The sequence below is a fragment of the Streptomyces sp. TP-A0874 genome (assembly GCF_001748085.1).
Taxonomy (GTDB): Bacteria; Actinomycetota; Actinomycetes; order Streptomycetales; family Streptomycetaceae; genus Streptomyces.
In genome coordinates this window covers 735,511-754,109 of record NZ_BBZK01000003.1, presented here as the reverse complement: position 1 = coordinate 754,109, position 18,599 = coordinate 735,511, and the positions used below count along the sequence as shown (strand labels likewise).

The window sequence follows — 18,599 nt, the reverse complement described above, 5'->3', positions numbered from 1 at the left end:
AGTGGCGGCAGGTTGGAGGCGTATGCGGGCATGGCGGTCCGTCATCCCTGGTCGGTCGGTTGGGCGGGCATCGTCCGCTCGATGGCCTCGCGCAGCTCCTGCCGGTCGTCGAAGGGGCGTACCACCCCGGCGACGTCCTGTCCCTGCTCGTGGCCCTTGCCGAGGACGAGCACGGTGTCGCCGGGCTCGGCGCGGGCGACGGCCGCGGCGATCGCCTCGGCACGGTCGGCGTGGAGCAGTACGTCGCCGCGCTCGTGGACCGGGACCTCGGAGGCCCCGGTGAGCATGGCGGCGAGGATCGCGAGCGGGTCCTCGGAGCGTGGGTTGTCCGAGGTGAGCACAGCGGTGTCGGAGAGCCGGGCGAGAGCCGAGCCCATCCGGTGCCGCTTGTGCGGGTCGCGGTCGCCGCCACAGCCGAGCACGGCGTGCAGCCTGCCGTCGCTGACCCGGCGCATGGCGCGCAGGACCGACTCGACGGCGTCCGGCTTGTGGGCGTAGTCGACGATCGCGAGGTACGGCTGGCCGGCGTCGACTCGCTCGAGCCGGCCCGGTACGCCCGGGGTGGCCGCGACCCCGTCCGCGGCGGTCTGCGGGTCGATCCCGGCGGCGACCAGGGCGGTGATCGCGGCCAGCGCGTTGGCCACGTTGAACGGGCCGGGCAGCGGCGCCGCCGCGCTGGCCCGGACGCCGTCCGGGCCGACCGCGGTGAACGTGGAGCCGAGCGGGCCGACCTCGACGTCCTCGGCCCGCCAGTCGGCGTCCGGGTGTCCTTCGGCGGAGAAGCTGACGGTGGGCACCTCCGACTCCTGGAGCAGGCGGCTGCCGTACTCGTCGTCGAGGTTGACCACGCCCAGGCGGCTGCGGCGCTTGGTGAACAGCTGCGCCTTGGAGCGGAAGTAGTCCTCCATGTCGGTGTGGAAGTCCAGGTGCTCCGGGCTGAGGTTGTTGAAGACCGCGACGTCGAAGACGCAGCCGTCCACCCGGCCCAGCACCAGGGCGTGGCTGGAGACCTCCATGGCCACGGCGCGCACCCCGCGCTCGCGCATCACCGCGAAGAGGGCCTGGAGGTCGGTCGCCTCCGGGGTGGTGCGCTCGCTCTTGAGCCGCTCGTCGCCGATCCGCGACTCCACCGTGCCGATCAGCCCGGTGAGCCCGCCCCGCTCCCGCTCGGCGGCGCGCAGCCCGCCTTCGATCAGGTAGGCGGTGGTGGTCTTGCCGGAGGTGCCGGTGATACCGATCTGGAGGAGGTCGCGGCCGGGCTCGCCGTAGACGGTGGCCGCCAGTGCGCCCATCCGGCCGCGCGGATCGCCCACGACGAGGACGGGCAGACCGGTCGCTGCGGCCCGGTCGCCGCCGGCCGGGTCGGTCAGTACGGCGACGGCGCCGAGGCCGGAGGCCTGTGCGGCGAAGTCGGCGCCGTGGAACCGGGCACCGGGCAGCGCGGCGTAGATGTCGCCCGGGCGGACCGCCCGCGAGTCGTGCGTGATGCCGGTCACCACCGTCTCGGCGGCCGCCTCGGGCGGCCAGATGCCGAGCTGATCGGCCAGCGCCTTGAGCGGGGTCGGACGGATCTGCTCCGGTCGTGGCGCTCCCGGGTAGGTGACGGGGGCGTCCTCAGGAACGGTGTGGGACTGATCAGGGTGTGGCACGGCCGTGAGCGTACCGGCCCGACCCACCTCACCGCGAAATGAGGGGGCCGACGCGGAGCGGCGTCACCTGAGGGCGGCGGCGGGAGACGGGCGGGAGAGGGGGCCGAAGCGGAGCGGCGTCATCTGAGGGCGGCGGCGGGAGACGGGTGGGAGAGGGGGCCGACGCGGAGCGGCGTCGGGGCATCAGCCGGGTCAGCCGTCGGGGTCGAAGGTCACCGGGAGTTTGGCACGCTCCTTGCCGCTCGGTGGCGTCCGGAGGGTCTTCAGCACGAACTCCATGACCTGCTGGTAGATCGGGCCGCAGACCTGGCCGCCGTAGTAACTGCCCTTGGTGGGGTTCTGCACGGCGCAGTAGATCGCCACCCGGGGCTGGTCGGCGGGGGCGAAGCCGGCGAAGGAGGCGGTGTACCCGCGGTAGCGGCCGGTGTCCGGATCCACCCGGTTGGAGGTACCGGTCTTCCCCGCGACCCGGTAGCCGGGGATCTGTGCCCGGCCGCCGGTCCCCTCCTCGTCGTCCACCACCGACTCGAGCATGGCGGCCACGGTCCGGGCGGTCTCCGCGCTGACGACCCGGGTCTTCCGGGGAGCCGGGGCAGGGGTGTGCTCTCCGTCGGGGCCCCGGGTGCCGCGCACCAGGGTGGGTTCGACGCGCACCCCGCCGTTGGCGATCGTCGAGTAGACGGAGGTGGCCTGTACCGCGTTGAGGGAGAGCCCCTGGCCGAAGGGGATGGTGTACTGCTGCGAGGCGCTCCACTCCGCGGGATCGGCGAGGATGCCGCGGGTCTCGCCCGGATAGCCCAGGCCGGTGGGTTGCCCGATGCCGAACTTCCGCAGGTAGGAGTGGAGGACTTCGTTGGCCTCCTGCTGGGTCGGTCCGAGCTGCTCGGTGGCGAGGATGGTGCCGATGTTGCTGGATTTGGCGAGCACCCCGTTGAGCGTCAGGTGCCAGGTGGGGTGGTCCACGTCGTCGGCGAAGAGCCGGTCGGCCCGGTGCAGCCGGTTGGGCACGGTCACATGGGTGTCGGCCGTCGCGACGCCCTCTTCGAGCACCGCCGCCATCGACATGACCTTGCTGGTGCTCCCCGGCTCGTAGGCGTCCTGGAGCGCGGCGTTGCCCAGGCTCGCGCCGTCGGCGGAGGAGATGTCGTTGGGGTCGAAGCCGGGTGCGTTGGCGAGCGCCAGGAGTTCGCCGGTGCGGACGTCCTGGACGACCACGTAGCCCCGGTCCGCCTTGGACTCCTTCACCTGCTCGGTGATGGCCCGCTGGGCGGCCCACTGGATGTCCCGGTCGATCGTCAGCTCTATCTCGGTGCCGGGTACGGCGGGTTGCTCCCTGCTGCCGACCATCGGCAGCTGGCGGCCGCCGGACTGCGCGTAGGTGATCTTTCCCGGGGTGCCGGCCAGCTCCTTCTCCAGGAGGGCCTCCAGGCCGCCGGCGCCCTTGCCCTCGCTGTTGACGAAGCCCAGCACGCTCGCGGCCAGCTCCTTGTTGGGATAGACCCGCTTGCTGTGCGGCTCGGGGTTTATCCCGGCCATGATGTTGGGGCCTCTGCCCTCGGCCGCCCGCTCCGCGTACGTCTGCTTCAGCCGCTTGATCTTCTTCCAGACCTCGGGCGCCTGTTGGCGGGCGAGGACGGCGTAGCGCGATCCCGAGACGCCCAGCCGCTGGGCCAGCACGCTCTCCGGCTCCCCGAGGATCGGTGCCAGAACGGCCGCGGCCCGCCGCGGGGCGTCTTCGACACCGCTCTGCTCCGGGGTGAGGAAGAACGGGTCGCCGATGATGTCGTAGGCGTCGACGGTGGTGGCGAGCGCCTTCCCGGTGCGGTCGGTGATGGCGCCGCGCTCGGCGGCGAGGGGGTGGGTCACGTAGCGGTTGACCTCGCCCTTGGTCGCGTAGGCCGTGGCGTCGACGGCCTGCACCTGGAGGAGCCGCCCCGCGAAGGTGAGCATCACCAGCGTCAGCAGGAGGCTCACCAGGCGCAGTCTGGGACGCGGGCTGCCGAGCCGCAGAGTCCCGGCGGGGCGTTTGACCGCCGGGCGGGGCCGGCGGGGGGCGCCGCTGCTCGGACGGCTTCCCCGCCGGTGTCCGGAGGCGGGGCGTCCGCCGCCGTTCCGGGGCCCGCCCCGGCCCGCCCCCGGGCGGTCGGGGTACCGCCGGCTAGTCATCTCCGTCCCCGCGGGGGTGCGGCGCCCCCGCGGAGGGGTCGGCCGCGGCCGGTGAGGGCACTCCGTACACCGTGCCGTCGGGGGCGAGAAAGACGGGGGCCCCGCCGGGCACCAGGCCGAGCCCGCGGGCCCGCCGCTCCAGGGCGTCCGGCGCGGAGTAGCCGTCGACCTCCTGCTGCAGCGCCTGCTGCTGGTCGGTGAGTTCGCCGGTCTCCCTCTCCAGCTGGCTGAGCCGGAAGGAGCCCTGGTTGAGGGAGGCGTTCAACAGGAGCAGGGTGATCAGTCCGCTGGCGAGCAGCACCACCACCAGCAGCACGAAGGGCGTCCGGGGTGCGGTGCTCCGCCCGGCCGGCAGCACCCGGGCCAGCCGGGCGACCCCGTCCCGCAGAGTTGTCGTCATCCGGCCTCCTCCCGAATCCGCCGGGCGCCGCGCAGCCTGACGGGCGCGGCCCGGCTGTTCTCCGCGATCTCCTCCTCGGTCGCCAGCTCGGCGCCTCTGGTCAGCAGCTCCAGACGCGGCTGGTAGCGCTCGGGGACGACCGGCAGCCCGGCCGGCGCGGTGCTGCGCGCACCGGCGGTGAGCACCTGTTTGACCAGCCTGTCCTCGAGTGAGTGGTACGAGAGGACGGCGATCCGGCCCCCGACCGCCAGCGCTTGGACGGCCGCGGGTATCGCCCGTTCCAGGGTGGTCAACTCGCCGTTGACTTCGATGCGCAGCGCCTGGAAGGTGCGCTTCGCCGGGTTGCCGCCGGTCCGCTTGGCGGACTGCGGCAGGGCCTCGCGGATCAGTTCGACCAGCCGCGCACTGTCGCTGAAGGGCTCCTTCGCCCGCTCCCTGACGACCGCCTCCACGATCCGGCGAGCGAACCTCTCCTCGCCGTACTGGCGCAGGATGCGCACCAGCTCGCCGGGCGGATAGGTGTTGAGGACCTCGGCCGCGCTCTGTCCGGTCGTCTGGTCCATGCGCATGTCGAGGGGGGCGTTCCGCGCGTAGGCGAAACCGCGCTCCGCCTCGTCCAGCTGCATGGAGGAGACCCCCAGGTCGAAGAGGACGCCCTGGACCCGCGGCACCTCCAGCCGGTTCAGGACCTCCGGCAGCTGGTCGTAGACGGCGTGGACGCAGGTGGCCCGGTCGCCGTACGGGGCCAGTCGCCGTCTCGCGAGTTCGAGCGCCGCCGGGTCGCGGTCGAGCCCGATCAGCCGGGCGGTGGGGAAGGCCGCGAGCAGCGCTTCGCTGTGGCCGCCCAGCCCGAGCGTGCAGTCGACGACGACGGCTCCCGGCTCACCCAGAGCCGGCGCGAGTAGGTCCAGGCAGCGTTGGAGCATCACCGGGACGTGTCGGGTCTGGCTCATGCGCCTTCCGTTGCGGGCGGTCGAGCGGCGGCCCGTACGCACCGCCGGGTCCCCGCCCGCTCTGAAGGGGACGGCCCTGCTGGCGCCGGGGAAGGGGCGCCAGCCGGACCGGCGAGCGGGAGGAGGCCGAGCCGTACGTACGCGCCGCGCACGCGGAGGTGTTCGAATCCCAGGGGGAGCCTCACGCCTCCCACTTCGCGTCACTTTAGTCCACTCGTCCCTTCGGTCAACCAACTGGCCTGCGCGGCGGGGCCTCGGCTCGACTCACCCGTCCGGCGGGCCCTCAGGAAGCCCTGTGCGATGCGTCACAAGGGTTTCCTCTGACCGATTTCATGGGACTTATCGCTCACCCAACCGGCGTCCGCGCTATAACTTCGTACGCATGTCGACACCAGCACCCCAGTCCGCGGGCTCGTCCGGTCCGGCCGCTCCGGAGCAGCCCGCCCGAGCGGAGGCCGCTTCCGGCGGCACCGTCACCGACCGCCTGCTCGAGGCAAACCGCCACTACGCCGCCGACTTCCGCGATCCGGGGATGGACGCCCGCCCGGTCCTGAAGGTGGCGGTGGTGGCGTGTATGGACGCCCGGATCGACCTGCACGCGGTGCTCGGACTGGAGCTGGGCGACTGCCACACCATCCGCAACGCCGGCGGGGTGGTCACCGACGACACCATCCGCTCGCTCACCATCAGCCAGCGCGCTCTCGGCACCCGGAGCGTGATCCTCATCCACCACACCAACTGTGGTCTGGAGAGCATCACCGAGGAGTTCCGGCACGACCTGGAGATGGAGGTCGGGCAACGTCCGGCCTGGGCCGTGGAGGCGTTCCGCGATGTCGACCAGGACGTGCGGCAGTCGATGCAGCGGGTGCGCACCTGCCCGTTCCTGCTGCACACCGACGACGTCCGCGGATTCGTCTTCGACGTGACGACCGGCCTGCTGCGGGAGATCGACCCGCGGTGATGTCGGCAGCCCGGCCGACCGGCACGGGTCCGGGCGAAACCCTCCCACCAGGGAACTTCACCCGTTATCCACAGGCGAGTGACGGGAGGGCGCTGAGGCGGCGAGAATGCGGGGGACGGTTACCGCTGCCGGCCTGTCCGGGAGCGGACACCCGTCGTTTCGGGGTGGGCCGGTCCGTGGGCAGCGGCGTCGGCCCGGAGAAAGGGCTGAGGAGGGCCGGGTGACGACCCATGACGAACGAGCGAGCCTCGCTGACCTGACCACCACCACGGAGCGGATCCGCACATCGGTGGAGCGGGTGATCGAAGGCAAGCCGGAGGTCGTACGGCTCTCACTGACCGTGCTGCTCGCAGCCGGCCACCTGCTCATCGAGGACGTGCCCGGGGTGGGGAAGACCATGCTCGCCAAGGCGCTGGCGCGATCGGTCGACTGTTCGATCCGGAGGGTCCAGTTCACCCCGGACCTGCTGCCCTCCGACATCACCGGGGTCAGCGTCTTCGACCAGCAGCGCCGGGACTTCGAGTTCAAACCCGGGGCGATCTTCGCCCAGATCGTGATCGGCGACGAGATCAACCGCGCCTCCCCGAAGACGCAGTCGGCGCTGCTGGAGTCGATGGAGGAGCGCCAGGTCACCGTGGACGGGCACACCTACGAGCTGCCCAGTCCCTTCATGGTGGTCGCCACCCAGAACCCGGTCGAGATGGAGGGCACCTACCCGCTGCCGGAGGCCCAGCGCGACCGGTTCATGGCCCGGGTGTCGATCGGATACCCGAGCGTCGAGGCCGAGTTGGAGATGCTCGACGTGCACGGCGGCGCCCCGGCGCTGGAGCAGCTACGGCCGGTCGCCCACGCCGACGAGATCGTCCGCCTGATCGCCGCGGTACGGACCGTCCACGTCGCCGGCCCGGTGCGCCGCTACGCGGTCGACCTGGTCACCGCCACCCGGAACCACCCGGAGCTGCGGCTGGGCGCCTCACCGCGGGCGACACTGCACCTGCTGCGGGCCGCGAAGGCCACGGCGGCGCTCGACGGCCGGGACTTCGCGCTCCCGGACGACGTGCAGTCGATGGCCGTGCCCGTACTGGCGCACCGGCTGCTGCCGACCGCGCAGGCCCAACTGAACCAGCGGACCGCCGAGCAGATCGTCGCGGAGATCCTGCGAACCGTGCCGGCGCCGGCCGGGTACGCCCAACCCTCCGGGGCGCGGGGGCTGTGATGCCCGCGGCCGGGCCGGACCCGCACCCGGCGGCTCCCGGGGCGGCCTTCGCTCCGGAAGCCGCCCCCGGGCGGACCGCGGACCCGGCCGGGCGGCTCGCGGAACCGGGGGCCGAGGCCGGCCGGGCCGGCCTCGGGGCCGCTTTCGCGGGGCTGACGACCCGGGGAAGGTCGTTCCTGGCCGCCGGTCTCGCCGCCGGCGGATGCAGCTTCGCGCTGGGGGAGGCGGACCTGCTGCGGGTGGGGCTGCTGCTGGCGGTGCTGCCACTGGTCTGCGTGGTGGTGCTGTACCGCACGCGCCACCGGGTGACGGGCGTTCGGACGGTGTCCCCGACCCGGGTGACCGCCCTGTCCGAGTCCCGGGTGTGGCTGCGGATCAGCAACGCCTCCCGGCTGCCCACGGGGCTGATGCTCATCCAGGACCAGGTGCCCTACGTGCTGGGCGCGAGGCCGCGGTTCGTGCTCGACCGGGTGGAGCCCGGAGGGCTGCGGGAGGTCTCCTACCGGGTCCGCTCCGACCTGCGGGGGTGCTACCCGCTGGGGCCGCTGCAGCTGTGGGTGGCGGACCCGTTCGGCATGTGCGAGCTCGCCAGGCCCTTCACCGTCCAGGACACCCTCACCGTGGTCCCCAGGGTCGATCCACTGCCGCCGGCGCGGCTCTCCGGGGATGCCGCCGGCTACGGGGACGGCCGTCGGGCCTCGCTCGCCCTGGCCGGCGAGGAGGACGTGATCCCGCGGGACTACCGGCACGGTGACGACCTGCGCCGGGTGCACTGGCGCTCTACCGCCCGCTACGGCGAGCTGATGGTCCGCCGGGAGGAGCAGCCGCGGCGCGCCCGGTGCACGGTCCTGTTGGACACCCGCTCGGCCGGGTACCGGGGCAGTGGGCCCGACTCGGCCTTCGAGTGGGCAGTCTCGGGGGCCGCCTCGGTCCTCTCCCACATGCTGGAGCGCGGCTTCTCGGTCCGGTTGCTGACCGACACCGGCTTGTCGGTGCCCGGCCAGGGGAGCAGCGGTTTCAGCAGCGACTCACCGGAGGTCGCCGCCCTGCTGCTGGACTCCCTCGCCGTACTGGACCACTCCGCGGAGCCGAGCCTCTCCCGCGCCTACGACGTGATGCTCCAGGGCGGTGAAGGACTGCTGATCGCCTTCCTCGGCGACCTCGACCCGGAGCAGACCGCCCTGGTGGCCCGGATGGGTCGCCGCAGCGACGCCGCGGTGGTTTTCCTGCTGGACTCCGCCGACTGGTGGTCGGAGGCCGACCGGTCGGAGTGGTCCGCCTCGGAGAGCCTGGGCGAGGAGCGGCTGCGGCCGCTGCGTGAGGCCGGCTGGACCGTGGTCCCCGTCCCACCGGGCGCCTCCTTGCCGGAGCTCTGGCAGCGGGCCGACCGGGATGCCGCGGCGGGCCGGCCCAAGGGTTTCGCGGGGGGTGTGGAGGCGTGATGAGCGGACCGGGCCGGCTCGCCCTCTGCGCGGCGCTGGCCACCCTGTTGACGGCGTGTTCGCTGTTGCCGCTGGTCGAACCGGTCGGCTGGATCGTCCAGGCGACGATCACACTGGCCGTGGTCTCGGGCGCCGGGGTGGTGGCCCGCCGGGTGCCGCTGCCCCGGCCGCTGACGGTGGCGGCACAGGCCCTGGTGGCCCTGCTCCTCCTCACCCTCCTCTTCGCCCGTGGCCAGGCGCTCGGTGGGCTGCTGCCGGGCCCGTCGGCCCTCGCCGAGCTGGGCCGGCTGCTGGGCCAGGGCGGCGACGACGTGCGGCAGTACGCCATACCGGCGCCGGTCACCCCGGGCATCCGGCTGATGCTGGTGGGCGGGGTGCTGCTGATCGGGCTGATCGTCGACTCGCTCGCGGTGACGTACCGGACGGTCGCTCCGGCCGGTCTCCCACTGCTGGCGCTGTACTCGGTGGCCACCGGGCTGTCCCAGAGCGGGGCGAGCTGGTTGTGGTTCGTGACGAGCGCCGCCGGTTTCCTGCTGCTGCTCCTGGCCGAGGGCCGGGACCGGCTCTCCCGGTGGGGCCCGGTGCTCTCCGGCCCCTCCCGCTCCGCCAGCCGGCTGGGGGCTGGGCTGGGGGAGCGCCGCCACTGGTCCTTCGCCCCCGCGCGCACCGGCCGCCGGATCGGTGCGGCGGTACTCGGGGTCGCGCTGCTGGTGCCCGCGCTGGTGCCGTCGCTGGGGTCCGGGGTGCTGAACGCGCCGAAGCGCGGCTCCGGCGAGGGGCCCGGGAGCGGCACCATATCCGCGGTGAACCCGCTCGTCTCGCTGCAGAACAGCCTCAACCAGCCGGAGAACCGGGAGGTCCTCAGATACCGCACCGACGCGCCCAGCGCGCGCGACCTCTACCTGCGGATCGTCGCTCTGGACAGGTTCGACGGAGACTCCTGGAAGTCCTCGGAGCGCCCGGTGAGCGCTGTCCCACCCCGGCTGCCGGACCCGTCCGGGCTGAGTGAGGACGTCTCCACCAGCACGGTCGTGACCAGCGTCTCGGCCGCGGACTGGTACCGGCAGGACTGGCTGCCGCTGCCGTATCCGGCCACCAAGGTGGAGGTCGACGGCCGCTGGCGGTTCGAGCCGGAGGGCCGCACCCTCGTCGGTGACCGGGGCCAGACCACCCGGGGCGCCCGCTACCGGGTCAGCAGCCTGCTCCTGGAGCCCACGGCCGAGCAGCTCCGGGAGGCCCGTCCGGCTCCGAAGCGGCTGCAGCGGGAGTACACCAGCGTGCCGGACTCACTCCCGAAGGTGGTGGCACGGACCGCCCGCCGAGTGACCTCCGGTGCGAGCGGGCCCTATGAGCAAGCGGTGCGGCTTCAGGACTGGTTCGCCTCGGACGGCGGCTTCAGCTACGACACCGAGGTGGCCAGCGGCACGGGGCCGGCGGCGATCGCCCGTTTCCTGAAGGAGAAGGAGGGCTTCTGCGTCCACTTCGCCTTCTCCATGGCGGCGATGGCCCGGACCCTGGACATCCCGGCCCGGGTCGCGGTCGGCTTCACCCCCGGTTCCGCGGAGTACGACGGCTCGGTCTCGGTGGGACTGCGGGACGCCCACGCCTGGCCCGAGCTGTATTTCGAGGGCATCGGCTGGCTCCGTTTCGAGCCGACCCCCTCCCGTGGGACGGTGCCCGACTACGCGGTCGGCGACAACCCCACCGTCGGCGGCTCCGATCCGGACGAGCCCCGGGTACGGGATTCCGCCGCACCTCCGCAGTCCCCCGCGGACAGCGACCGCTGCTCACCGCAGATGCGCGGGGCCGAGCTGTGCGGTGCCGGCACCGAGGACGGGGGAAGCGCCACTCCGACGGGCGGCGGCTCCTCGCTCGCTCCCGCGCTCGGTCTGGCGGCCCTGGCGCTGCTGCTGGCCGCGTCGGTGACACCGGTGCTGTGGCGCTCCTGGGTGCGCCGCCGCCGGTTCGGCGACCGGGGTGAAGGAGAGCCGGACGGCGCCTCGCCCACCCTCGCGCTCTGGCGCGAGCTCATCGACTCGGCCTGGGACTACGGCATCTTGCCCGACGACTCCCAGACGCCCCGGCAGGCGGCCGAGCGCGTGGTGTCGGCCGGCGGACTGGTCGGCCCGCCCGCGGAGTCGGCTCACCGGGTCGCCCGCGCGGTGGAGCAGGTGCTGTACGCACCGAAGCCCCGAGCGGCACCGGGGCTGGCGGAGGATGTACGGCGGGTCCGGACCGGACTCTCCGCCCGGGCCAGCGGGTGGCGGCGGTTCCGCGCCCGGTTCGCCGCTCCGTCCACGGTCCGACTGCTGTGGAGCTGCTCCCGGCGCTGGGGCGCGCTGACCGAGCGACTCAGCCCGGCGCGCTGGACAGGGCTGCTACGGAGAGGGCCGAGTTCCCCGTGAGGGCTCGGCCGTCGATCCGGCCGTCATGCTCCGGCCCGTCTCGTCGCTCCGGCCGCCATGTGGCACAGGCCCCTCATACGGAAGTGCGGCTGCCATGGAGGTATGGCAGCCGCGGAGACTCCCCGCCACGGCGGCTGTGGGTCTAACGGGGAGCGGTGGCGTCACAAGCTTGGAGCCGCCGTCAGGGGCCGGGGGTCGGGAACGGGAGGGCCGGGGAAGGGTGGTCCGTCCGGACGGGTGCCCCTCAGTGCCCCTGATCGTCGCGGCGGCGCTGCCAGCGGTCTTCGATGCGGTTCATCATGGAGCGGCGCTGCCTGGCCTGGCGCCGCGCTCCTCCCCCGGTGTCGGCGGGCTGCTCGCCCGGCTTGGGCGCCTTTCGCCAGCCGGTCACGGCGAGGACGGCACACCCCAGCATGACGAGAAAGCCCACCACGCTGACCCAGATCTTCTGAGCGACCATGCCGGCCATGAGAAGCGCGATACCCACGAGGAAGCCCGCGACCGCCTGGTAAACCCGGCGTCGGGTGTACCTGCGCAGCCCGCTTCCCTGAAGCGCTGTCGCGAACTTAGGATCTTCGGCGTACAGCGCTCGCTCCATCTGCTCGAGCATTCGCTGCTCGTGCTCCGAGAGCGGCACGGAGTCCTCCTACTCGTCGGCCGCGGGGGGCGACCGGGTGCGACCCTTCCAGGATAGGCGGGGAATCACCCCCGTGAAACCCGCCCCTCTGCCCCAAATTCGCCGACCTCCACCGACAAGGCGGTGGAAGTCGTAGAGCTGACATTCCCCGACCAGCGGTCCGTCATGCCGGACCGTGTTCCTCCGATCATACGGTGCACCGGCACCGATCGGGTGACCTGGCGTCCCCGGGCGGTCCGAAGGGGTGGCCGGCCCGGGAGTCTCGCCTTCCGGGTCAGTCGGCTCCGCGCTGGGCGAGCACATGGAGCTGCGTGGCCACCGCGTGGAAGGCCGGTGACTGGGCCGCCGCCGCTTCCAACCGCAGCAGGGCCTCGCTCGCCCCCGGCTCGGTGTCGACCAGCACTCCCGGCACCAGGTCCGAGAAGATCCGCACGCCGTGCACTGAGCCGACGGTCAGGCCGCTCGCCCTGACCAGTTCGGACAGTTGGTCGGCGGTGAAGCGGCGCGGAACCGGGTCCCCCTCGCCCCAGCGGCCGTCCGGGCCGGTCAGTGCCTGGTGGGCCTCGCTGAAGTGCCCGGCGAGGGCTCGGGCGAGTACCGCGCCCCCCAGACCGGCTGCGAGCAGGCTGAGCTCCCCGGACGGACGGAGCGCCGCGGTCGCGTTCCGCAGGCTCTCGGCCGGGTCGTCGACGTACTCGAGCACACCGTGGTAGAGCACGATGTCGTACTCCGCGCGCTCCACCACGTCGAACAGTCCGGCGGTGTCCCCCTGCACGGCGTGCACCCGGTCCACGACACCCGCCTCCGCGGCCCTTCGCTCCAGCGCGAAGAGCGCGTTGGGGCTGGGGTCGACCACGGTGACCCGGTGGCCGAGCCGCGCCAGCGGCACCGCGAACTTCCCCGTCCCGCCCCCGGTGTCCAGCACGTCCAGCGCCTCCCGGCCCACCGCTTTCACCCGGCGTTCCAGAGCTTCCCGGAGCACCTCCCAGACCACGGCGGTACGGAGAGAGGCGCGGGGGCGCAGCGGATCGGACACGGCGAGTGGCTCCTGGGCGCGGGGCCGCCGCGGGCGGCGCGGGCGAACGATGGCTGATCGCCTCCACCCTATTGCCTCCGAGGCTCTTGCGTGCCCCGGCAGGACGCGCTGCGGTCGGGCCCGGCCCGGGAGAGCGTCGCCACGCGGCTCCGGGGCCGAGAAGCGGCGCGGTGCGGCGGGGTGGGCGGAGGTGCGCCCGGAGCAAGAATGTCGGCATGGACATCCGCAGCCCCCGCCGCCGGACCACCCAGGAGCGACTCTATGAGGCAGCCGTCACCCTCTTCGCCGAGAAGGGCTTCTCCGCCACCACGGTCGAGGAGATCGCGGAGCGCGCGGGGGTGGCCAAGGGCACGGTCTACTACAACTTCGGCAGCAAGACCGAGCTTTTCGAGGAACTGCTGCGGCACGGCGTCGGCCAGCTGACCACGGGGCTGCGGAAGGCCGCCGAGGAGACGACGGTCCGTGGCGGCAGCCGGGTCGAGGCGCTGGACGCGATGGTCCGCGCCGGTCTGGGGTTCATGGACCGCTACCCGTCGTTCACCCAGCTCTACGTCGCCGAGCTGTGGCGGACCAACCGGGCCTGGCAGTCCACCCTGCTCGTGGTGCGGGAGCAGGCGGTGGCGGTGGTTCGCGAGGTGCTGCGGGAGGCCGTGGAGAGCGGGGAACTGGGCGAGGAGGTGGACGAGGAGCTGACGGCCGCGGCGCTGGTGGGCATGGTGCTGGTGGCCGCGCTCGACTGGCAGGCGTTCCAGCCCGAGCGCTCTCTCGACGAGGTGCACTCGACGCTCTCCCGGCTGCTCCGGGGGCTGGTCCGGGAGGACCGGCCGTCCCCGGGCTCCTGACCGGCCCCCGCACCGCCTGTCTGCGGGAGGAGCCGGCCACGCTGCGGCCCGCCTCCGGCGTTCTCTCGACCGTGCTCCGCCTCATCTCGTTGCCGCGCGGCGGCCTCGAACCTCCTCCGTCCATCGCCAGAGCTCCTCGGCCACCGCCTCCGCGCCCGGTGCGGCCGCTCCTGGTGCGCCCGTCTCCGGCCGGGTCGTTAGGGTCTTGGTCCATGTCACAGATCGTGGTGATCGGCGCCGGCATGGGCGCCATGGCGGCGGCGGCCCGACTGGCGACGGCCGGCCACCGGGTGAAGGTGTTCGAGCGGTCCGAGACCCCCGGTGGCGCGGTCCGGCGCCTGGAGCGGGACGGCTTCGCTTTCGACACCGGCCCGGGCCTGCTGCACCTGCCGGCCGTCTACCGTGACCTCTTCCTCAAGACCGGCCGGGAACCCCTGGAGCAGTGCGTCGCGCTGAGCCAGGTCGACCCGGCCGCGCGGCACCTCTTCCCGGACGGCACCGACCTGCGGTTGCCCAACGCCTCCCGGGCCGGGGTGACCGCCGCACTGGACGCGGCCTTCGGGACCGGCAGCGGAGCCAGGTGGGGCGCGATGCTCAACCGCGCCCGGGAGGTCTGGGACGCCACCCGCCGACCGCTGCTGGAGGAGCCGCTGCGGAACGAACGGCTGGCGGCCCTGGGCCGGGACCCCTATCCGGCCGCCGGGGGCGGGCCGCTGCGCCGCCCCGCCCGTTCCCTCGCCGAGGTCGCCGGGCGGGAACTGCGTGATCCCCGGCTCGGCGCGCTGCTGGAGAGCTATGCGCTGGCCCACGGTCTGGACCCGAGGGAGACACCGGCCGGGGCGGTCGTACTGCCCTATCTCGAACAGACCTTCGGAAGTTGGTACGTCGCCGGCGGCTTGGGGGCGCTCGCCGACGCCCTCTGGCGGCGGTGCCGGGACCGGAAGGTGGAGTTCGTCTTCGGTGCCGAGGTCGTCCGGATCCTGGAGCGCGGAGGCCGAGCCGCGGGCGTGGAGTTGGCGGACGGCGGCCATGAGGAGGCGGACCTGGTGGTCTGCGGGGTCGATCCCCGACGGCTGCCGGGGTTGCTGGGCGCGTCCTCGCCCACCCAGTTGTGGGGAGAGGTCGGCGTCCGGCCTGCGGAGCGGCGGCCCGCCGGCCGGTTCACCGTGCTGCTCGCGCTGGGCGGCGCCCGGCCGGCGGGTGCGGTGCACCGGACCGTCGTCCATGCCGGGGACCGGGAGGCGGAGTTGGCCGCCGTCTTCGGGCCGGCCGGCAGCCGGTGGAGGATCGGCCGGAGCGGGCGGAGCGAGGCCCACGGCGCGCTCTGTGAGCGCCCGACGGTGACGGTGCTGCGTCCGGACGACCCCGCCGGGCGTCCGGACGCCGAGCATGAGGCGGTCACCCTGCAGGTCACGGTGGCGGCGCACGCCTCGGCCGGGGCGCCCGCCGACTCCACCGCCGTCGACTGGGCCGCCCCGGGGGTGGCCGAGGGTTTCGCGGACCGGGTGGTCGAAGTGGCCGAGGCGGCCGTTCCCGGACTGGCCGGCAGGCTGCTGTGGCGGGAGGTCGTCACCCCGGCCGACACCGCCGCGGTGACCGGGAGCGTCGGCGGGGCGGTTCCCGCGCCGGCGCTGGCCGGAGCGGGTGGGAGGCGACTGCTGCCGGCCAACGCCACCGGGCTCCCCGGTCTGTACTCGGTGGGCGGCTGGTCGCACCCGGGCGGCGGCCTGGCGCACGCCGGGATGTCGGGCGCGCTGGTGGCGGGGCTGATCGTGGAGGGGGCGGACTGGCGCGGCTCCTACTGAGAGGGCGACAGCCGCGGGCGCCACGGTCGGCAGCGCCGGTCAGTAGTAGTGGTGGCCTTCGGAGCCCTCGTATCCCTGCCGGTAGGGATAGGCGCTCTCCTGGGGCGCGGGTGCCGCGGGCTGCCGCGGGTCCTCACCCCCGCGCTGCGGCGGTATCCAGACTCCGCCCGGCGGGGTCTGGGGGTACTGCTGGGCGGCCGGGTCGGCGTAGGGGCCGTCGTAGTGGGCGGTGGTCGCCTCGTGTGGGTGCTGGCCGGTGTAGTACTGCTCGGCGTAGGGGGACGGCTCACCGTAGGAGGGTTCGGTGTGGGACGGCTGGCCCGTCCCGTACTGCTCGCCGTACTGCTGGTGGTAGCCGGCGTCGTACGGCGTCTGAGCCTCGTACGAGGCCTGACCGCTGTACAGGCCACCGTCCTGGGGGACTTCCCGGTAGCCGTCGGAGTATCCGCCGTAGTAGCCGTGGCCCTGTGGGTCGGCGTGGCCATAGGGCGCTCCGTAGGCCGGGTCCTGGCCGGCGTGGGCCGTCGCGGAGTCCGGTATGTAGCCGTCGTACCCGTGGCCTCCGTGGCCGTAGTCGGCCGGCTGGTACTCACCGAACACGGAGCGCTCAGCGGTGTGGTCGGCTCCGGAGTACGGGGAGTCGCTGTACACGCCGTACTGACCGGTGTCGTCGGGCATCGGCTCGGGCCGGTAGACCGGGGCTTCGTCCGGGCGGTGGTCGGACCGGCCACCGGACTCCTCGCCGTGGCCGTGGACCGGCCCGTACCCGTACCCGGTCCCGTGTTCGCCGAGGTGGTCGCCGGCGTACTCCGGCGAGGGACTTCCCTCCCGGCTGCCGGCTGACCGCTCCCCGCTCTCCGACCACTGCGGGGCCTGGCCTTCGGCGGCTGCGGGGCCCCAGCCTTCCTCGGCGTACGCCCACCCCTCCTCGGCCCGCGTGGTTCCCTCCTGTTGATCGGCCTCTTCCGAAGGCTCCGGAGCCCGACGCCGGCGGCTCGTGCCGGGGCTCCCTCCGATGGCCCAACCGGTGGAGAAGCCGCGCCGGAAGGAGAGCGTGACGCAGGTCTGCCCCACCGCGAAGGCGGCCGCGCCCACCCCGATCACCGGGACCGAGGGCAGCAGCACCCCGACGACCACCCCGAGGAATCCCACGAACGCGAGCAACCGCCAGCGCAGTCTCGCCTTGTACTGCAGCAGCACTTCGCCGAGCAGCCAGAGCGCGACGACCCCGAATGCGATGTAGAGGACCGTCCAGCCCATGTGCTGCCCCGCTTCCGACGCTTCTCAGGCCACTGTCAGGACTGCTCGTGCAGACCCAGGTTCTCGTAGATCTCCAGGGTTGCCGTGGAGTGGTTCAGGGTAATGAAGTGCAACCCGGGGACGCCCTCCGCCAGGAGTCGGGCGCAGAGCTTCGTGGCGTACTCGATGCCGATGGAGCGTACAGCCGCCGGATCATCCTGTACCGCCAGGATGCGGGATGCGAGTTCCGGCGGGAAAGTCGCGTTGCTGAGCTGGGCGAACCGCTCGATCTGCCGGACGTTGGTGACCGGCATGATCTCCGGGATGATCGGGGTGCCGCAGCCCTTCGCCGCGACCCGGTCGCGCAGTCGGAGGTAGTCCTCGGCGTTGAAGAACATCTGGGTGATCGCGAAGTCCGCGCCGGCTCGGCACTTCTCGACGAAGTACCTGATGTCCGTCTCCCAGTCGGTGGAGCGCGGGTGCATCTCAGGGAACGCGGCCACCCCGACGCAGAAGTCTCCCGACTCCTTGATCAGCCGCACCAGGTCGGCCGCGTAGCGCACCCCTTCGGGGTGCTGGACCCACCGGCCCATGGGGTCGCCGGGCGGGTCGCCCCGCAACGCGAGCATGTTGCGGATCCCGGCGTCGGCGTAGTGGCCGATCACGTTGCGCAGTTCGGCGACGGAGTGGTTGACGGCCGTGAGGTGGGCGACCGGGGTCAGTGTGGTGTCGGTGGCGATGCGTTCGGTGGCCCGCACCGTGCCGTCGCGGGAGGAACCACCTGCGCCGTAGGTCACGGAGACGAAGGTCGGCGCCACCGCCTCGATGCGCCTTACGGCGTTCCAGAGGGTCCGCTCACCCTTCTCCGTGCGAGGGGCGGCGAATTCGAATGAGAACGAACGTTCACCAGAGGCGAGGAGATCACGCACCGTGCGCGCGCGATCGGTCCGCGTGGAAGGGGTCCCAAGGGCCATGCCAGCCAAGTTAACCAGCGGCTCGACAGGTCCCCAACCCTTACCTGCGAAATGTGCCGTTGACCCCGGTTCCGCCACGCCCCGATAGGGCGTTTCGCCCTGTTCAGCCCTTACGTCCCCTTTCTGCGTGGGGCGTTGCGTCAAGGACACGCGTGGGCCGCTCACCGTGCTCACGTACGCGCCTCGCCAGCTCGGCGGCGGCCGCCCCCGGGTCGTCGGCCTCGGTGATCGCCCGGACCACGACCACGCGCCGAGCTCCGGCGCTCAGTACCTCTTCGAGGTTGCCGGTGCCGATGCCACCGATCGCGAACCAGGGCCGGTCGGTGCGGAGCGAGGCGGCGTAGCGGACCAGGGCCAGCCCCGGCGCGGCGCGTCCGGGCTTGGTAGGCGTGGGCCAGCAGGGACCGACGCAGAAGTAGTCGAGGTCCGGGTCCGAGGCCGCGGCGGCCGCCTCCGCTTCGGAGTGCGTGGACCGGCCGATGAGTATGGCCTCCTTGCCGCCGAGGATGGCACGGGCGGCGGGCACCGGCAGGTCGCCCTGGCCGAGGTGGAGCACGTCGGGACCGACGGCGTGGGCCACGTCGGCCCGGTCGTTGACGGCGAGCAGCTTGCCGTGGCGGCGGCAGGCCTCGGCCACGACCGCGAGGTGCTCGATCTCCTCGGCCGCCTCCAGGCCCTTGTCACGCAGTTGCACGATGTCCACCCCGGCCGGGAGGACCTCGTCGAGGAATGCCTCGAGATCACCCTGGCGCCTGCGGGCGTCGGTGCACAGGTAGAGCCGGGCCTCCGCGAGGCGGCGCCACCGGGCGGACGGAGCGGAGGCCTCCTGAGTCTCGCGCTCCTCCGAACCGGCGGAGGCGCTGTCAGCGGTGAC

General features: G+C 73.2%; 15 protein-coding genes. 6 read left to right on the top strand and 9 right to left on the bottom strand.

Annotated elements, in window-relative coordinates; translation table 11 throughout:
• Positions 1 to 41 precede the first annotated feature (41 nt).
• The 4 genes from BGP73_RS03055 to rsmH form a co-directional block, all read right to left on the bottom strand.
• On the bottom strand, positions 42 to 1,649 hold the full coding sequence (locus tag BGP73_RS03055) for a UDP-N-acetylmuramoyl-L-alanyl-D-glutamate--2,6-diaminopimelate ligase (RefSeq protein ID WP_069812092.1): 1,608 nt from the start codon (positions 1,647 to 1,649) through the stop codon (positions 42 to 44).
• 192 nt (positions 1,650 to 1,841) lie between these two features.
• Entirely contained in the window at positions 1,842 to 3,815 is a 1,974-nt protein-coding gene (locus BGP73_RS03050) for a peptidoglycan D,D-transpeptidase FtsI family protein (protein WP_069811812.1), read from the bottom strand.
• Positions 3,808 to 4,215, bottom strand: a complete 408-nt coding sequence (locus BGP73_RS03045) for a hypothetical protein (protein ID WP_069811811.1) — start codon at positions 4,213 to 4,215, stop codon at positions 3,808 to 3,810. Before BGP73_RS03045 ends, BGP73_RS03050 begins: the two co-directional genes overlap by 8 nt.
• A complete protein-coding gene (rsmH, locus tag BGP73_RS03040; RefSeq protein WP_069811810.1) occupies positions 4,212 to 5,168 on the bottom strand; it encodes a 16S rRNA (cytosine(1402)-N(4))-methyltransferase RsmH in 957 nt (318 codons plus the stop codon). The genes BGP73_RS03045 and rsmH overlap by 4 nt, the downstream gene beginning before the upstream one ends.
• A gap of 382 nt (positions 5,169 to 5,550) precedes the next feature.
• Here rsmH and BGP73_RS03035 point away from each other — a divergent pair, with 382 nt between their 5' ends.
• The 4 genes from BGP73_RS03035 (at position 5,551) to BGP73_RS03020 (ending at position 11,192) form a co-directional block, all read left to right on the top strand.
• On the top strand, positions 5,551 to 6,129 hold the full coding sequence (locus BGP73_RS03035) for a beta-class carbonic anhydrase (RefSeq protein ID WP_069811809.1): 579 nt from the start codon (positions 5,551 to 5,553) through the stop codon (positions 6,127 to 6,129).
• A gap of 220 nt (positions 6,130 to 6,349) precedes the next feature.
• Positions 6,350 to 7,345 (top strand): AAA family ATPase, encoded by a 996-nt coding sequence (locus BGP73_RS03030; protein ID WP_069811808.1) that lies wholly within the window; start codon positions 6,350 to 6,352, stop codon positions 7,343 to 7,345.
• Positions 7,345 to 8,787 (top strand): DUF58 domain-containing protein, encoded by a 1,443-nt coding sequence (locus BGP73_RS03025; protein ID WP_079127148.1) that lies wholly within the window; start codon positions 7,345 to 7,347, stop codon positions 8,785 to 8,787. The genes BGP73_RS03030 and BGP73_RS03025 overlap by 1 nt, the downstream gene beginning before the upstream one ends.
• Positions 8,787 to 11,192, top strand: a complete 2,406-nt coding sequence (locus BGP73_RS03020; RefSeq protein ID WP_069811807.1) for a transglutaminase TgpA family protein — start codon at positions 8,787 to 8,789, stop codon at positions 11,190 to 11,192. Before BGP73_RS03025 ends, BGP73_RS03020 begins: the two co-directional genes overlap by 1 nt.
• Before the next feature lie 244 nt (positions 11,193 to 11,436).
• Here BGP73_RS03020 and BGP73_RS03015 read toward each other — a convergent pair whose 3' ends face one another.
• Positions 11,437 to 11,829 (bottom strand): DUF3040 domain-containing protein, encoded by a 393-nt coding sequence (locus BGP73_RS03015; protein WP_069811806.1) that lies wholly within the window; start codon positions 11,827 to 11,829, stop codon positions 11,437 to 11,439.
• Between the two features lie 274 nt (positions 11,830 to 12,103).
• Positions 12,104 to 12,865 (bottom strand): methyltransferase, encoded by a 762-nt coding sequence (locus tag BGP73_RS03010; RefSeq protein ID WP_069811805.1) that lies wholly within the window; start codon positions 12,863 to 12,865, stop codon positions 12,104 to 12,106.
• A gap of 215 nt (positions 12,866 to 13,080) precedes the next feature.
• Between BGP73_RS03010 and BGP73_RS03005 the strand changes: the two genes are divergently transcribed.
• Together BGP73_RS03005 and BGP73_RS03000 are read left to right on the top strand one after the other, a co-directional pair.
• Positions 13,081 to 13,707, top strand: a complete 627-nt coding sequence (locus BGP73_RS03005; protein ID WP_069811804.1) for a TetR/AcrR family transcriptional regulator — start codon at positions 13,081 to 13,083, stop codon at positions 13,705 to 13,707.
• A 212-nt stretch (positions 13,708 to 13,919) separates the two neighbouring features.
• Entirely contained in the window at positions 13,920 to 15,512 is a 1,593-nt protein-coding gene (locus tag BGP73_RS03000) for a phytoene desaturase family protein (protein ID WP_069811803.1), read from the top strand.
• A gap of 39 nt (positions 15,513 to 15,551) precedes the next feature.
• On the opposite strand, the gene BGP73_RS23400 is transcribed toward BGP73_RS03000, so the two are convergent.
• From BGP73_RS23400 to thiE, 3 genes are all read right to left on the bottom strand, one after another.
• Positions 15,552 to 16,772, bottom strand: a complete 1,221-nt coding sequence (locus BGP73_RS23400; RefSeq protein ID WP_069811802.1) for a hypothetical protein — start codon at positions 16,770 to 16,772, stop codon at positions 15,552 to 15,554.
• A gap of 35 nt (positions 16,773 to 16,807) precedes the next feature.
• Positions 16,808 to 17,725 carry a methylenetetrahydrofolate reductase [NAD(P)H] gene (gene metF / locus BGP73_RS02990; RefSeq protein WP_079127147.1) on the bottom strand — a complete coding sequence of 306 codons (918 nt, stop codon included), beginning with the start codon at positions 17,723 to 17,725 and terminating at the stop codon, positions 16,808 to 16,810.
• Between the two features lie 103 nt (positions 17,726 to 17,828).
• Entirely contained in the window at positions 17,829 to 18,497 is a 669-nt protein-coding gene (gene thiE, locus BGP73_RS02985) for a thiamine phosphate synthase (RefSeq protein WP_069811800.1), read from the bottom strand.
• Positions 18,498 to 18,599: the final 102 nt, after the last annotated feature.

Bases quoted from the DNA above. Each gene is read 5' to 3' on its own strand.
- BGP73_RS03050 (WP_069811812.1), bottom strand. From the start codon at position 3,815: ATGACTAGCCGGCGGTACCCCGACCGCCCGGGGGCGGGCCGGGGCGGG.
- BGP73_RS03045 (WP_069811811.1), bottom strand. From the start codon at position 4,215: ATGACGACAACTCTGCGGGACGGGGTCGCCCGGCTGGCCCGGGTGCTG.
- rsmH (WP_069811810.1), bottom strand. From the start codon at position 5,168: ATGAGCCAGACCCGACACGTCCCGGTGATGCTCCAACGCTGCCTGGAC.
- BGP73_RS03035 (WP_069811809.1), top strand. From the start codon at position 5,551: ATGTCGACACCAGCACCCCAGTCCGCGGGCTCGTCCGGTCCGGCCGCT.
- BGP73_RS03025 (WP_079127148.1), top strand. From the start codon at position 7,345: ATGCCCGCGGCCGGGCCGGACCCGCACCCGGCGGCTCCCGGGGCGGCC.
- BGP73_RS03020 (WP_069811807.1), top strand. From the start codon at position 8,787: ATGAGCGGACCGGGCCGGCTCGCCCTCTGCGCGGCGCTGGCCACCCTG.
- BGP73_RS03005 (WP_069811804.1), top strand. From the start codon at position 13,081: ATGGACATCCGCAGCCCCCGCCGCCGGACCACCCAGGAGCGACTCTAT.
- BGP73_RS03000 (WP_069811803.1), top strand. From the start codon at position 13,920: ATGTCACAGATCGTGGTGATCGGCGCCGGCATGGGCGCCATGGCGGCG.
- BGP73_RS23400 (WP_069811802.1), bottom strand. From the start codon at position 16,772: ATGGGCTGGACGGTCCTCTACATCGCATTCGGGGTCGTCGCGCTCTGG.
- metF (WP_079127147.1), bottom strand. From the start codon at position 17,725: ATGGCCCTTGGGACCCCTTCCACGCGGACCGATCGCGCGCGCACGGTG.